The organism is Pseudomonas sp. Kh14 (assembly GCF_900291005.1).
GTDB classification, from domain to species: domain Bacteria; phylum Pseudomonadota; class Gammaproteobacteria; order Pseudomonadales; family Pseudomonadaceae; genus Aquipseudomonas; species Aquipseudomonas alloputida.
Window position 1 is genome coordinate 239565 of the sequence record NZ_OLKJ01000038.1, and the last position, 13367, is coordinate 252931.

15 protein-coding genes are annotated in these 13367 nt (G+C 62.7%); 8 read left to right on the forward strand and 7 right to left on the reverse strand.

Going from position 1 to position 13367, the window contains the following annotated elements:
* Positions 1-112: 112 nt before the first annotated feature.
* Entirely contained in the window at positions 113-811 is a 699-nt protein-coding gene (gene urtE / locus FQ668_RS23525) for an urea ABC transporter ATP-binding subunit UrtE (RefSeq protein ID WP_003249634.1), read from the forward strand.
* A 31-nt stretch (positions 812-842) separates the two neighbouring features.
* Positions 843-1358 carry a GNAT family N-acetyltransferase gene (locus tag FQ668_RS23530; RefSeq protein WP_014592567.1) on the forward strand — a complete coding sequence of 172 codons (516 nt, stop codon included), beginning with the start codon at positions 843-845 and terminating at the stop codon, positions 1356-1358.
* Between the two features lie 142 nt (positions 1359-1500).
* Here the strand turns inward: FQ668_RS23530 and FQ668_RS23535 are convergent, their stop codons facing one another.
* Both FQ668_RS23535 and cbpA read right to left on the reverse strand, forming a co-directional pair.
* On the reverse strand, positions 1501-1806 hold the full coding sequence (locus FQ668_RS23535; protein WP_003249630.1) for a chaperone modulator CbpM: 306 nt from the start codon (positions 1804-1806) through the stop codon (positions 1501-1503).
* Between the two features lie 2 nt (positions 1807-1808).
* Positions 1809-2768 carry a curved DNA-binding protein gene (cbpA, locus tag FQ668_RS23540; protein WP_019437188.1) on the reverse strand — a complete coding sequence of 320 codons (960 nt, stop codon included), beginning with the start codon at positions 2766-2768 and terminating at the stop codon, positions 1809-1811.
* Positions 2769-2932: 164 nt separating this feature from the next.
* On the opposite strand from cbpA, the gene FQ668_RS23545 reads away from it, so the two are divergent.
* On the forward strand, positions 2933-4204 hold the full coding sequence (locus tag FQ668_RS23545) for an Hsp70 family protein (RefSeq protein ID WP_012053839.1): 1272 nt from the start codon (positions 2933-2935) through the stop codon (positions 4202-4204).
* A 201-nt stretch (positions 4205-4405) separates the two neighbouring features.
* Here FQ668_RS23545 and FQ668_RS23550 read toward each other — a convergent pair whose 3' ends face one another.
* The 3 genes from FQ668_RS23550 to FQ668_RS23560 form a co-directional block, all read right to left on the reverse strand.
* Entirely contained in the window at positions 4406-5413 is a 1008-nt protein-coding gene (locus FQ668_RS23550) for an AI-2E family transporter (protein WP_014592570.1), read from the reverse strand.
* 69 nt (positions 5414-5482) lie between these two features.
* Positions 5483-5770 carry a PsiF family protein gene (locus FQ668_RS23555; RefSeq protein ID WP_014592571.1) on the reverse strand — a complete coding sequence of 96 codons (288 nt, stop codon included), beginning with the start codon at positions 5768-5770 and terminating at the stop codon, positions 5483-5485.
* A gap of 63 nt (positions 5771-5833) precedes the next feature.
* Positions 5834-6622, reverse strand: a complete 789-nt coding sequence (locus tag FQ668_RS23560) for a helix-turn-helix domain-containing protein (RefSeq protein WP_014592572.1) — start codon at positions 6620-6622, stop codon at positions 5834-5836.
* A gap of 225 nt (positions 6623-6847) precedes the next feature.
* Here FQ668_RS23560 and FQ668_RS23565 point away from each other — a divergent pair, with 225 nt between their 5' ends.
* Complete coding sequence (locus FQ668_RS23565) at positions 6848-7729, forward strand: DMT family transporter (protein WP_014592573.1); 882 nt, start codon at positions 6848-6850, stop codon at positions 7727-7729.
* A gap of 1 nt (position 7730) precedes the next feature.
* On the opposite strand, the gene FQ668_RS23570 is transcribed toward FQ668_RS23565, so the two are convergent.
* Positions 7731-8621 (reverse strand): triacylglycerol lipase, encoded by an 891-nt coding sequence (locus tag FQ668_RS23570; RefSeq protein ID WP_012053841.1) that lies wholly within the window; start codon positions 8619-8621, stop codon positions 7731-7733.
* Positions 8622-8744: 123 nt separating this feature from the next.
* On the opposite strand from FQ668_RS23570, the gene osmE reads away from it, so the two are divergent.
* Together osmE and FQ668_RS23580 are read left to right on the forward strand one after the other, a co-directional pair.
* Positions 8745-9086, forward strand: a complete 342-nt coding sequence (gene osmE / locus FQ668_RS23575; RefSeq protein WP_014592574.1) for an osmotically-inducible lipoprotein OsmE — start codon at positions 8745-8747, stop codon at positions 9084-9086.
* Positions 9087-9128: 42 nt separating this feature from the next.
* The gene (locus FQ668_RS23580) at positions 9129-9659 is read left to right on the forward strand and encodes a bacterioferritin (protein WP_004576962.1); all 531 of its coding nucleotides are present in this window, start codon (positions 9129-9131) and stop codon (positions 9657-9659) included.
* A 39-nt stretch (positions 9660-9698) separates the two neighbouring features.
* Here FQ668_RS23580 and FQ668_RS23585 read toward each other — a convergent pair whose 3' ends face one another.
* Complete coding sequence (locus FQ668_RS23585; RefSeq protein WP_070384405.1) at positions 9699-11765, reverse strand: AsmA family protein; 2067 nt, start codon at positions 11763-11765, stop codon at positions 9699-9701.
* A 339-nt stretch (positions 11766-12104) separates the two neighbouring features.
* Here FQ668_RS23585 and FQ668_RS23595 point away from each other — a divergent pair, with 339 nt between their 5' ends.
* On the forward strand, positions 12105-12602 hold the full coding sequence (locus FQ668_RS23595; protein WP_039612255.1) for a hypothetical protein: 498 nt from the start codon (positions 12105-12107) through the stop codon (positions 12600-12602).
* Positions 12603-12724: 122 nt separating this feature from the next.
* On the forward strand, positions 12725-13360 hold the full coding sequence (locus FQ668_RS23600) for a TetR family transcriptional regulator (RefSeq protein WP_003249603.1): 636 nt from the start codon (positions 12725-12727) through the stop codon (positions 13358-13360).
* The last annotated feature ends 7 nt before the right edge of the window (positions 13361-13367 follow it).

Below are 13367 nucleotides of genomic sequence, written 5' to 3' on the forward strand. Positions count from 1 at the left end.
GCAAGCCCGCTCCTACGACGGGAACCGCCCCCTGGCATTACGCCCACTGTAGGAGCGGGTTTACCCGCGAAGAGGCCGGGCCAGGCACAGCATCCCTTTCAGGAACTCTCACATGCTCAAGATCGACACCCTGCACCAGTACTACGGCGGCAGCCACATCCTGCGAGGCCTGTCCTTCGAAGCCAAGGTCGGCGAAGTGACCTGCCTGCTGGGCCGCAACGGCGTGGGCAAGACCACCTTGCTGCGCTGCCTGATGGGCCTGGTGCCCGCCCGCGATGGCAGCATCGAATGGGAAGGCAAGCCGATCACCGCGTTCAAACCACAGCAACGGGTACAGGCCGGCATCGCCTACGTGCCCCAGGGCCGCGAGATCTTCCCGCGCCTCACCGTCGAGGAAAATCTGCTGATGGGCCTGTCGCGCTTCCCCGCCCGTGAAGCCCGCGAGGTACCGGCCTTCATCTACGAACTGTTCCCTGTGCTGGAGCAGATGAAACAGCGCCGCGGTGGCGACCTGTCTGGAGGCCAGCAGCAACAGCTGGCCATCGGCCGCGCCCTGGCCAGCCGCCCGCGCCTGCTGATTCTCGACGAGCCGACCGAAGGCATCCAGCCGTCGGTGATCAAGGAAATCGGCGCGGTTATCCGCCGCCTCGCCGAGCGTGGCGACATGGCGATTTTGCTGGTGGAGCAGTTCTACGACTTTGCCGAAGCGCTGGCTGACCAGTACCTGGTCATGGCCCGAGGCGAAATCATCCAGCGCGGTCGCGGCGAAAACATGCAAGCCGAAGGTGTACGCGGGCTGGTAACCATTTAATCTGCGAGCAACGACCTTGCGAGACGCTGTCATGAGCTACGAAATCCGCGATGCCCTGCCCACCGATGTGCCAGGCATACTCGACATCTACAACGACGCGGTGCTCAACACCACGGCGATCTGGAACGAAACCCCGGTGGACCTCGGCAACCGCCAGGCCTGGTTTGAAGCGCGGGCGCAGCAGGGCTACCCGATTCTGGTGGCGGTCGATGAAACCGGCGTGCTGGGGTATGCCTCGTTTGGCGACTGGCGGCCTTTCGAGGGCTTTCGCCTGACCGTTGAGCACTCGGTGTACGTGCGCAGCGACCAGCGTGGCAAAGGGCTCGGGCCGGAGTTGATGGCGGCGCTGGTCGAACGCGCGCGCGGATGTGGCAAGCATGTGATGGTGGCAGCGATCGAGCGTGGCAATGCAGCGTCGGTGCGCCTGCATGAGCGGCTGGGCTTCGTGGTGACCGGCCAGATGCCGCAGGTGGGTGTAAAGTTTGGCCGCTGGCTTGATCTGACCTTCATGCAACTGGTGCTGAACCCGGGCGCCGAACCAACCTGAAATGCGCTCCATTGGGGGAGCGGCCTTGTGTCGCGAACGGCTGCAAAGCAGCCCCGGCAATTTTGCGGTGGAGCAAAGATCTGGGGCTGCTGCACAGCCCATCGCGACACAAGGCCGCTCCCACAGATGCCGGCAAGGCAACTTACATCTGGATAAACCGGCCCAGCCGCTGCTTCAGCATGTTGTTCTCACTGCGCAACTGCTGCACTTCCTGCAGCAGCTCCAGCGCCAGCGCCACCCCTTCCCACTCAAGTTCCAGCTCCTGGTGCAGCTTCACCGCTCGTTTGGTCACCAACGGCGCCTGATCGTCAAACAGCCAGTCCTCCGGCGTTCGCCCGGAAGGTTCGACAATGCCGTGTTCGACGATTTCGATCACGCATTCAGCCGTGACATCGGCTTCCTGACACAGGGTACGCATGTCCAGTTGAACGATCAGGGTGCTGCTCATGATCACTTACTCCATTGTGTCCTCGGGTTGAACGCAGCTTTCTCGGAAAGCTTGGTCCAAAGTTCGCGGGCAGATTCGTCAGACGCGGGCGGCATGACCACCTTGAGCTGCGCATAAAGGTTGCCGCGCTCTCCTTGCTTGTTCGCCAGGCCCTTGCCCGGTACACGCAGGCGCTGGCCGCTCTGGCTGTCAGGACGGATGGTCAGGTTGATCTTGCCATCCAGGGTCGGAACCGCCACCTTGGCGCCCAAGGCCGCCTCCCACGGTGCCAACGGCACAGTGATGATCAGGTCATGACCTTCGACATCGAACAGCGGGTGCGGTGCCATGCGGATGGTCAGGAACAGGTCACCGTTGGCCCCGCCACCGCTGCCCGGCGCGCCCTGGCCCTTGAGGCGGATGCGCTCGCCGTCGGTCACCCCAGCCGGAATCCTCACGTTCAAGGTCTTGGTGGTGAAGCCGGTGCGCTGGCCCATGGCATTGGTTTGCGGCACCTGGAAGCTGATCTGCTTGGACTCCTTGCTCAGGGTCTCTTCAAGGAACACTGCCAGTTCAAGCTCCACGTCCTGCCCCCGCCTGCCGGCACTGCGTTGCTGCTGCCGGGCGCCACCGAAGGGGTTGCCACCCGCACTGCGCCCACCGAAGATCGAGCTGAAGAAGTCGGAGAAGTCGCCGCCTTCGAAGCCGCCGCCACCGCCGCGGTTTTCCCAGCCCGGTGGTGCCTGGAACGGCCGGCCATGCTGGCCGCCGTACTTGCGGATTTCATCGAACTCGGCACGTTTTTGCGCGTCGCCCAGCACCTCATAGGCCTCGTTGGCCTCCTTGAATTTCTCCTCGGCGTCGCGCTCCTTACTGACATCGGGGTGATACTTGCGCGCCAGTTTGCGGTACGCGGCCTTGATCGCCTTGTCGTCCGCAGTGGGCTCTACGCCGAGTATCTTGTAATAGTCTTTGAAGTCCATTTATGGATCACCAATGTGAATGTGCATGTTGCAACTGAAGATAGGGGTCAAGCATAGCCTTTCAAGACCGACTTGGGTTTGCTTCAAGGCAGACGACTGGTCTTGATTCTGTAGCCAACTGGCATACACTGCGCGGCCGTTTTGCCTCCGGAAGCCCATTTCCCATGTCTGACGTATCCCCGGCCCGCGCCCTGGGCATCGACTTTGGCACCTCCAACTCCACCGTCGGTTGGCATCGGCCTGGCGTCGAGTCGCTGATAGCCCTGGAAGACGGCAAGATCACCTTGCCCTCGGTGGTGTTCTTCAATATCGAAGAGCGGCGCCCGGTGTATGGCCGCCTGGCGCTGCACGAGTACCTGGAAGGCTACGAAGGCCGCCTGATGCGCTCGCTGAAAAGCCTGCTGGGCTCGAAGCTGATCAAGCACGACACCAGCGTGCTGGGCAGCGCCCTGCCGTTCAAGGACCTGCTGGGCATGTTCATCGGCGAGCTCAAGAAGCGCGCTGAGGCCGCCGCTGGCCGTGAATTCGACCAGGTGGTGCTGGGCCGCCCGGTGTTCTTCGTCGACGAAGACCCGGCTGCCGACCAGGAGGCCGAGGACACCTTGGCCGAAGTGGCGCGCAAAATCGGCTTCAAGGACGTGTCGTTCCAGTACGAACCGATTGCCGCGGCCTTCGACTATGAGTCGAGCATCAGCCGCGAAGAACTGGTGCTGATCGTCGACATCGGCGGTGGTACCTCGGACTTCACCCTGATCCGCCTGTCGCCCGAGCGCCATCTGGTCGCCGAGCGCCAAAGCGACATCCTCGCCACCGGCGGTGTGCACATTGGCGGTACCGACTTCGACAAGCAACTGAGCCTGCAGGGCGTGATGCCGTTGTTTGGCTACGGCAGCCGCATGAAGAGCGGTGCGCTGATGCCGACCAGCTACCATCTCAACCTGGCCACCTGGCACACCATCAACGCCTTGTACTCGCAGAAGTCACAGCTGGCGCTGGGCAGCATGCGCTACGACATCGAGGACAGCTTCGGTATCGATCGCCTGTTCAAATTGATCGAACAACGCGCCGGGCACTGGCTGGCGATGGAAGTGGAAGCCAGCAAGATCGAGCTGACCGAGCATGACAGCCGCCACATCGACCTGCGCCGCGTCGAGCCCGAGCTGACTGCGGAACTGACCCGCGCGCTGTTCGAAGAGGCGATCGAAGGCCTGCTGGAGCGCGTGCGCGGTAGCGTGACCGAACTGCTGGCCAAGGCTGGGGTAAGCGAAGACCAAGTCGATACGGTGTTCTTCACCGGTGGTTCAAGCGGCATTCCGGCGCTGCGCAACAGTGTTTCGGCGATGCTGCCGAATGCGCGGCATGTGGAAGGCAACATCTTTGGCAGCATTGGTAGCGGGCTGGCCATCGAGGCGCGCAAGCGTTACGGCGCGGCCTGATTTGTCGTTTAGCCTGTAGCCGCGAACGGGCCGGGCCTGCTGGCCAATCTCCACCCGCCGTTCACCGTTGCCGCCGCTACCGTATTCGCGGGTAAACCCGCTCCTACACACCGATCGGGGGGGACACACATCGGTGATTGACCGCAGGCCGTCGTAGGAGCGGGTTTACCCGCGAAAGGGCCGGTACAGGCCAATACATGATCAGACCAGCTCCGCCCGCTTCAGCTCGCTCTTCAGATAGGCATAGTAGATGGGCCCCGCCACAACACCAGGCAGCCCGAACGCCGCCTCGAATACCAGCATCGCCAGCAGCAATTCCCACGCCTTGGCACTGATCTGCCCACCCACGATCCGCGCGTTGAGGAAGTACTCGATCTTGTGGATGACGACCAGGTAACCCAGCGCCGCTGCCGCCACCCAGATCGACAGCGACAGGCCGACGATGGTGATCAAGGTGTTGGACATCAGGTTGCCGATCACCGGCAGCAAGCCCAGCAGGAAGGTCAGCACGATCAGCGTCTTGGTCAGCGGCAGGTGTACGTCGAACAGTGGCATCACCACGGCCAGAAAAATGCCGGTGAAGATTGTATTGAGCAGCGAGATCTTGATTTGCGCGAACACGATGTTGCGAAACGCCTTCACCAGCAGGCTAAGACGTTCGAACAGCGCCGCCGCCAGGGGCTTGCGCCGGGAAATATCGGGAATGCGCTGCAAAGCGATGATGGCGCCGAGGATCATGCCGATGAGCATCGTCACGAACATGTGCGCCATGCCCTTGCCCACCAGCTGCAAATCGCTCAGATGGCTCTTGATCCAGTCGCCGATGGCCACCTTGAACTCTGCGGCACTGGCAGGCAGGTAGCCCTCGATGAAAGGGGGCAACTGGCTGCGGGCTCGCTCGACCAAGGCCATGAACTTGTCCAACGAGGCGCCGGGGTTTTCCGCCTCGTGCAGCAGGAAGCTGAAGGCACCGGCAATCAGCAGTGTCAGGGTGCTGACCACCAGCGTGCCGAGTAGCGCCACGGCCAGCCAGCGCGCGCGTTGGCCAGCAAGAAGCGGTTGCAGGCGCGGGGTCAGCATGTTGACCAGTTCGAACACCAGCAGACCGGCCAGCAGGCTGGGCAGCAACTTCAGGGGCAAAGCCAGCAGCAGCCCGGCCATGACGATGATCAGGCTGGCCAGGGTGATCTGACGGGGGGTAAAGGTCATACAGGCTCGACGGCAGACGGCGGGAATGCCGCAGTCTGCCAGCCTTGGCGGCGCAGGCATAGGCGCAGGTCATTTCTTCTTCAGGCAATCGCTCATGAAGGCCTTGCGCTCATCCCCCTTGAGGGCTTTGGTGGTGGCGTCAGCATTGCAGGTCTTCATTTTCTCTTGCTGGGTTTGTGGCACATCCTTTTTCAGGCACGTGCTCATGAACGCTTTGCGTTCATCGCCCTTGAGGGCCTTGGCAGTGGCGTCGGCGTTGCAGGTTTTCATTTTTTCCTGCTGCGCGGTATTGGCAGCGAAACCTTGGGCACTGAACAACACCGCCAGCGCCAGTAACGGGATTTGCAGCACTTTCATGGAGTGGTCTCCTTGGCTCCGCGCCCGATGCACGGGGGTCGAGCTGAGTGTAGCCAAGAATGTTCAGCGCCCCGCCCGTGCTTGCCGGCGGTACTGCTCGGGCGTACACCGGGCCTGGCGCTGGAACATGGCGATGAACGCCGAGGCGCTGCTGTAGCCAAGGTCGAAGGCGATGGTCTGAATCGGCAGGCCGGCTTCCAGCGCTTCGATGGCACGCAGAAAACGCAGGCGCAGGCGCCATTCGCCAAAGCTGATGCCCAGCTCGCGCAGAAACTGGCGGGCCAGGGTGCGTTCGCTGACGTGTACGCGTGCGGCCCAGTCGGCCAGCGGGCGGTTGTCCCCCGGCTCGGCGCTGAGCGCGTCGAGCACTTGGCGCAAGCCATCGCTGTGGGCAAACGGCAGGTAGCAGGCCAGGGTGGGCGCCAGCAGCAACTGGTCAAGCAGTACCTGTACCAGGCGCTGGTCACGCTCGTCCTCGGCCACCTTGAGATTGCGCCGGGCGAAGTCACCGAGGATGGCCTTGAGGATGTCACTGATCATCAGGCTGCACGGGTGCGGTGGCAGCGCTGCGCACAGGCTGCGGTCAAGATAGATGGAACGGTAGACGATGGCCTGGGGGTTGTAGCAGCCGTGCTCGGTATCGGGCGGCACCCAAACGGCGTAGTGCGGCGGTGACAGGAAGCGCTGGCCGGCCACATCCAGATGCATTACGCCGTGGGCAGTGTAGTTCAGCTGGCCCCAAGCGTGTTGGTGCACGGCGCTGTGGGTGTCGGCAACGAACTCGTCGTGGCGGAAGTACACCGGGGCCGGCAGTTGGGTGAACTGGGGGATATCAAGGTATTTGCGCGGCATGCTGTCTGCTTTGCAGGGTCGATTGTCTGGATAGAAGTATAGGCTTGTTAACAGACATTCGATAATACAGGCCTATCGAGGGCCTGCCTTGCAGGCCCTCGCGGGCTCGCCCGCTCCCACAGGATCTGCGCCAGCCTCCAGGCCCGTGTCCCCCCGTAGGAGCGGGTTCACCCGCGAAGGGCTGCAAAGCAGCCCCAATCCAGCCCCCAACGAGTATCCTGCTGCATGAACTACCTGTTCCCCCTCACCGCCATCCTCATCTGGGCCGGCAACACCGTGGTCACCAAGATGTCCGCCGGTGCCATCCACCCTGCGGAGATCGGCTTCTACCGCTGGTTGCTGGCCGCCTTGCTGTTTACGCCGTTCCTGCTGCCCGCCGTGTGGCGCAACCGTGCAGCCATCCGCCCGCACCTGGCCAAGGTGTTCGTGCTCGGCGTGCTGGGCATGGCGATGTACCAGAGCCTGGCCTACTTCGCCGCCGGCATCACCAGTGCCACCAACATGGGCATCATCCTCTCGCTGATGCCGCTGATGTCACTGGCGCTGTCCATCGCCTGGCTGGGCCAGCGCCTGAGCTACGGTGCCTTGCTGGGCGCAGTGGTGTCATTCTTTGGCGTGCTTGAAGTGGTCAGTGCCGGCCGCCCCGCCAGCCTGCTACAGCAAGGGCTGAACAGCGGCGACCTGTTGATGCTGGTGGCAACCTTGGCCTATGCGCTGTACAGCTTCCTGCTGAAGAAATGGCAGCTGCGCCTGCCGCCGATGCAGCTGCTGTACCTGCAGGTGCTGGTGGCCATCGTCGTGTTGCTGCCGTTGTTCGTGCTGTCAGACAAGACCGGCCTGAACAGCCACAACATCGGCCTGGTCCTGTATGCCTGCGTCCTGGCTTCGATGATCGCGCCACTGGTGTGGATGCAGGCCGTGCACCGCCTGGGGCCCAGCCGCACCACACTGTTCTTCAACTTGCTGCCGCTGGTCACCGCGCTGATCGCCGCCGTGGTGCTCGACGAACAACTGGCCAGTTACCACCTGGTCGGCGGCTTGCTGACCCTGGCCGGCGTAGTGCTGGCCGAACGCTGGACCACGCCGATCCGCCGCCAAGGCACTTGAGCTAAAGCCCCGCCGCCTTGAGCCGGGCGGCATGTTCGGTGAACAGCCGCACCGGCTCCGCGCCTTTGCCCACGGCACCGAGCGACTGGTTGACGATGTCCAGGTGATCGAGCGGGTAATCGTCGCCGATCACCTGCCCCAGGTGCGAACTGAAACGCCCGACCATGCCGTCGCAATGGCCCTTTTCCTTGATGAAACTGCGTGCGAACAGGCGGCAGAAGCGGCTGCTGCCGTCGAAGCGGTTGCGCCCCTGGTCTGTCAGGCCGGGCTGCAAGGTGCCAGACCAGGAGTAATAGCGGACGCCATTGACCTCATAGGCCCCTTCCCCACCCCAGGTTTGCGGCAGGCCCTGTGGATAAGCCTGGTTGAACAGTGCCACCCCGGCGCTGGTCAGCGACTGGTGCGAGGCGTGCACATCTACCGGCAGCGGGTCGCGACGCCAGCCGGTTTCCAGCCACACCAGCAGCACGGCAAACCCATGCAGCACGGCCTTGAGGATGCGCCCCTGGGGTGAATCGCCCGGTGCCGTGCGTTCCAGGTGGTCGGCCAGTTCAGAACCATGGTTGGGCCCGGCCACCGAGGTGACCGAAGCCACTCGCCCGGGCCGTTTGGCCGCTGCGTAACGCGCACTCAGGGCTCCTTGGCTGTGGCCGATGAGGTTGACCTTGTCGACGCCGGTACGTTGGCAGATATCGTCGATGATCGCCAGCAACTGCTCGCCGCGTACCTCGCTGGAATGCAGCGGCGAAACCTGCACCGGAAACACCTGGGCCCCGCCCTTGCGCAAGGCCGGCACAATACCGAACCAGTAGGGGTAGAGCACCATCCGGACAAACCCGAGCATGCCCGGCACCAGCACCAGCGGGTATCGCGTTGCCAAATCCTGCTGCATTGCCGCAGCTCCTTTGCGTGTACGACGAGCCAACACTACAGCGGCCATCATGACCATCGCAATCGAACTCCTGGCGCGCGCTGTGGTTCAAAACCACACAGACCCTTTGCAAGGAGCGGGACCATGTACAAGCAGACCCTGGCAATCCTTCTGGCAAGCGCCACCCTGGCCGCCTGCGGCAGCCGCCCGGAAAACCCGGTGGATTACGTCACCTACCGCGATGAGCCGCTGGTCAAGCAGGTGGAGAACGGTATGACCATGCAGAAGGTCATCGCCATTGGCGGCAGTCCGTCGAGCGTGATCGACCTGCCGCACGGGGGCACCTGCAACGACTACATCCTCAACCGCGACGGCAAGCAGCAGCCCTATTACGTGCGCTTCGATGCCACCGGCCATGTCGATGCCAAAGGCTTCAAGACCTGCAAGCAACGCCAGGAGGACAGCGACGCCCTGCATGGCGCATAAGCCTGTGTTCCGACCCGACCCTGACCCCTGCTGGAGATAACCATGAGCAATGTTGAACTGACCGATGTGAAAACCCTGCGCGAGCGTGCACGCCAGCATGTGGAGCAAGGCGCAGTGACCGAGGGTTACCACGCCGACCGTGAACAGATCCTGCGCCTGCTTAATGAATCGCTGGCCACCGAGCTGGTCTGTGTGCTGCGCTACAAGCGCCACTACTTCATGGCCAGCGGCATCAAAGCCAGTGTGGCTGCAGAGGAATTTCTGGAACATGCCAACCAGGAAGCCGAACATGCCGACAAGCTGGCCGAGCGTATCGTACAACTGGGCGGGGAGCCGGACTTCAACCCTGACAACCTGACCAAGCACTCGCATGCCCAGTACGTGGCCGGCAACTCGTTGAAAGAGATGGTGCTGGAAGACCTGGTGGCAGAGCGGATTGCCATCGACAGCTACCGCGAGATCATTCAGTACATCGGGGATAAAGACCCGACTACCCGTCGTATCTTCGAAGATATCCTGGCGCAGGAAGAGGAGCACGCGGACGATATGTCCGACCTGTTGCAAGGCCTTTGATTTCTGACACCCTCAAGGGGCCGCTTTTGCGGCCCCTTGCTATTTCCGCGCTTTCACCGCCGCCGGCGCCTTGCCTGCCTTCATCTGCTGCAACAACGGTGTGCACTGGTTAGGGTCATCCCCGCTGCTGGGCGCAATCAGCGCCAGCAACCCAGCCGCCGGCCCTGCCACCACCCCCAGCGCAACCATCCCTGCGCCACGCAACGCCAGCGGCAATGCCTGCACACCGGCGTTCGGCTTGGCGAACGGTCCGCGCACATACAGGGGGGAACGCAGCGAGAACAACCGCAGCCCTTTCGATTCCGGGGTGATGTTCAAATCCAGTTGCTCGGAAGCGAAATTCGCCGTGCCGTCGATGTAGATGATCGCGTTCTCGGTATCGAAGATGAACAGCCGCGTAGTCGCCAGGCCATCCTTGATGCCTACATCGGCTGCCGCACAGTTGATCTTCACGTCCTCGTCACCAAACAGCTTGCCGACCACATAGTTGCCCACGTTCAACCCGGCGATTTCCATCAGGCTACGGCTGATGGCGCCATCGTTGATCAGCATGCGCAGGTCGCCACTGGCGGTACCCAGCAAGGCGGCTACCGAGTTGCCACGGCCGCTGATGTCGGCGTCGCCATTGAGCTCACCAAAGCTGGTCTGCATTGGCGCAAAGGTGGGGAACAGTTGCTTGAGCTTGAAGCCCCGCGCAGTCAACTTCGCGCGCCCCTGCAAGGGCACGCTGCGCCCGTCCAGGCGGATGTTGGAGGCAAGGCTGCCGCCGGCCACGCCAAAGCGCAGGGGCTCCAGGCGCAACAGGCCGTCTTCGAGCACCACATGGGCCGACAGGTCAGTAAACGGCAGTTGCGCGCTGTGCACGATGCGTTTGCCTGCAAAGGTGACATCAGCGTCCATTGCCCGCCAACGCTCGGTGCGAAACGCCTCCACTGGCAGCACCTTGCCTGCAGGCTGCTTGCTGGCACCGCCACGGGCCTTCTGTTCGGCATTGGAGTCGGCACCGATCAGCGGCGCCAGGTCCTTGAACAGCAACTGGTTCGATACCAGGTTGCCGGACAGTCTGGGCCGTGGCTGGCTGGCAACGAAGGCCAGGTCCCCATGGATATCGCTGTCGCCGATCTTGCCGTTGAAGCCCTGGTAATTGAACGACGCCCCTTGCGCCGCCTGCAGGTTGGCGCGTAGGTGGCCGTCGGTGGAATAGGCCGGGGTGTCAGGCAAGGTGACGCCGGTCAATGGGTAGAGGTTGCCCAGGCTGGCACCCGACAAACGCAGGCGCAGGTCGAGGGCACCAAGGTTGCGCGGGTCGGTGAGGGTACCGGCGAGCACCACATGGGTGTCGGCGATGCGCACGTCGGCCTGCAGCGGGAACGGCTGGCTGGCGTCCTGCAGGGCCAGCAGGCCACCGATCTTGCCGGTGCCGGACACTGGCTGGCCTTTGTAGCGGCCCTGAGCCTTGAGGGCGAAGGCATAGTCCTGCGCACCGCCGGCCTTCTCGGCGCTGGCCTTGCCGACAATCTCACTGAACGGGATTGGCTTGCCAAGCGGGTCAATCTGCACCTTCATGCTGGTTTTGAGGGTCTGGTCGTCGAAGCTGACGTTGCCTTGGTCAAAGCCGATGGCGCCGATGTCCAGCTGCCATTTGGAAGGTTCAGCGTTCTCATCCTTGGGGCCGAAGTCGAAGACCCAGTTGGCGCGGCCATCGGCCAGGCGAGTGAGGCTGGCAGTGGGCTTGGTGAGGTTGATGCGGGGTATGCTGATCTGCTGGAACACCAGCGGCAGCGGCGCCAGGCGAAACTCCACGCGCTCAAGGCCGACCATCTTCGGCTCCTTGAGCCACTCGGGGTTGCCCAGCGTCAGGTCTTCGGCAATGAAGTGCGGCCAAGGCACCCAGGCACGCCAGCCGCCCTCTTCGGGCTCGGTACGCCAGTGCACGGCGAGGTTGCCGTTGATCGCGAAGGGCCGATGCAAGGCTTCGGAAACCTTCTCATTGAGCAGTGGCTTGACGCGGTTCCAGTCGAAGGTGGCAATCACTACCACCAGGATCGCCAGCACGGTAAGCAGGCTGGCGAGGGTCCAGACGAGGATTCTGACGGGACGCGTCATTGCGTATTTCTCCTTGCGGCATGACAGAAAACAGGCGCAGCGATGGCCTCATAACTCCGACTGATGAAAACCCGTGAGGTTTTATCGATGGCGCCATGATAGCGAAGTTTTTCCTGGCCTCTTGCTCAGAAATTTGTCTCACCAGACTGCACATGTTACCCACCGCCAACCGGGCAAGCGGATTGCCTGCATGGCTGCAATGGCCGGAATAGACGCCCTGAAAACCTCTATCAATATGGTCGATTGTTACCATTACCCGTATGAACTTCTCTCTGGCGTTACGCGGCGTAGCATTGGCTTCGTACCCACTTTCCAGCCCCCGAGAGGAGCACCGAAATCATGAAACGCCATCTGCTGACCCTGACCCTGTCCCTTCTGGCCGCCAACGCTTTCGCCTTGCCTGCGTCCGAGCAACACCTGACATCCGAAGCGCGCTCCAGTGCAGCCGAAATTGCCCAGCCGCTGAAAACCGTAGCTGAAGGTGGTTCCGATCGACTGATCGAACGTACTGGCCGTGTCGCCGAAGGTGGCTCGGACCGCCTGATCGAACAAGCTGGCCGTGTTGCCGAAGGTGGCTCGGATCGCCTGATCGAACAAGCTGGCCGTGTTGCCGAAGGCGGCTCCGATCGCCTGATCGAACAAGCTGGCCGTGTCGCAGAAGGTGGCTCCGATCGCCTGATCGAACAAGCTGGCCGTGTCGCAGAAGGTGGCTCCGATCGTCTGATCGAACAAGCTGGCCGTGTCGCAGAAGGTGGCTCCGATCGTCTGATCGAACAAGCTGGCCGTGTCGCTGAAGGTGGCTCGGATCGCCTGGTTGAACTCAGCCGTGTGAGCTGATCGCCATGGCCGAAAAGAACAACTTCTGTCACAACGCTTGCTCCCCTCCAGGCCCGGTCCATTGACCGGGCTTTGTTTTTTTATCTAGAGTGCCCAGCCTGACCGTTACAGAAGCCCGCATCATGCTGCCGCGCGCCGAACAGAAGCTACAGACCCGCCAGGCCCTGCTCGATGCCGCCTGCCTGCTCATGGAGAGTGGCCGTGGTTTCGGCAGTATCAGCCTGCGCGAAGTGGCGAAGACAGCTGGCATCGTGCCGACCGGCTTCTATCGGCATTTCTCCGACATGGACGCCCTGGGCCTGGCCCTTGTCGCCGAAATCGACACCACCTTCCGCCAAACCATCCGCCTGGTGCGCCAGAACGAATTCGAACTGGGCGGCATCACCGACGCCTCGGTGCGCATCTTCCTCGACGTGGTAGCCGCCCACCGCGCGCAGTTCCTGTTCCTGGCCCGCGAGCAGTACGGCGGTGCACAGGCCGTGCGCCAGGCCATTGCCCGCCTGCGCCAGGATATCAGCGACGACCTTGCCACCGACCTTGCGCGCATGAAGCGCTGGCAACACCTGGACAGCGCCGCGCTTGCGGTGATGGCCGACCTGGTGGTGAAGACCGTGTTCGCCACCCTGCCCGAGCTTATCGACAACCCGGAAGCGGGTTATCCACAGGCCCTGACGCCGCAGGAAAAGATCACCCAGCAATTGCGCTTCATCTTTGTCGGGGCGCGGCATTGGCAGGGGCTCGGCAACCCAGGCTACTGAAAACCCC

Excerpts from the sequence above, each read along its gene's own strand:
- FQ668_RS23570 (WP_012053841.1), bottom strand. The coding sequence starts at position 8,621 with ATGCAGCAGGATTTGGCAACGCGATACCCGCTGGTGCTGGTGCCGGGC.
- FQ668_RS23530 (WP_014592567.1), top strand. The coding sequence starts at position 843 with ATGAGCTACGAAATCCGCGATGCCCTGCCCACCGATGTGCCAGGCATA.
- FQ668_RS23535 (WP_003249630.1), bottom strand. The coding sequence starts at position 1,806 with ATGAGCAGCACCCTGATCGTTCAACTGGACATGCGTACCCTGTGTCAG.
- urtE (WP_003249634.1), top strand. The coding sequence starts at position 113 with ATGCTCAAGATCGACACCCTGCACCAGTACTACGGCGGCAGCCACATC.
- FQ668_RS23560 (WP_014592572.1), bottom strand. The coding sequence starts at position 6,622 with ATGCCGCGCAAATACCTTGATATCCCCCAGTTCACCCAACTGCCGGCC.
- cbpA (WP_019437188.1), bottom strand. The coding sequence starts at position 2,768 with ATGGACTTCAAAGACTATTACAAGATACTCGGCGTAGAGCCCACTGCG.
- osmE (WP_014592574.1), top strand. The coding sequence starts at position 8,745 with ATGTACAAGCAGACCCTGGCAATCCTTCTGGCAAGCGCCACCCTGGCC.
- FQ668_RS23585 (WP_070384405.1), bottom strand. The coding sequence starts at position 11,765 with ATGACGCGTCCCGTCAGAATCCTCGTCTGGACCCTCGCCAGCCTGCTT.
- FQ668_RS23600 (WP_003249603.1), top strand. The coding sequence starts at position 12,725 with ATGCTGCCGCGCGCCGAACAGAAGCTACAGACCCGCCAGGCCCTGCTC.
- FQ668_RS23565 (WP_014592573.1), top strand. The coding sequence starts at position 6,848 with ATGAACTACCTGTTCCCCCTCACCGCCATCCTCATCTGGGCCGGCAAC.
- FQ668_RS23595 (WP_039612255.1), top strand. The coding sequence starts at position 12,105 with ATGAAACGCCATCTGCTGACCCTGACCCTGTCCCTTCTGGCCGCCAAC.
- FQ668_RS23550 (WP_014592570.1), bottom strand. The coding sequence starts at position 5,413 with ATGACCTTTACCCCCCGTCAGATCACCCTGGCCAGCCTGATCATCGTC.
- FQ668_RS23580 (WP_004576962.1), top strand. The coding sequence starts at position 9,129 with ATGAGCAATGTTGAACTGACCGATGTGAAAACCCTGCGCGAGCGTGCA.
- FQ668_RS23555 (WP_014592571.1), bottom strand. The coding sequence starts at position 5,770 with ATGAAAGTGCTGCAAATCCCGTTACTGGCGCTGGCGGTGTTGTTCAGT.
- FQ668_RS23545 (WP_012053839.1), top strand. The coding sequence starts at position 2,933 with ATGTCTGACGTATCCCCGGCCCGCGCCCTGGGCATCGACTTTGGCACC.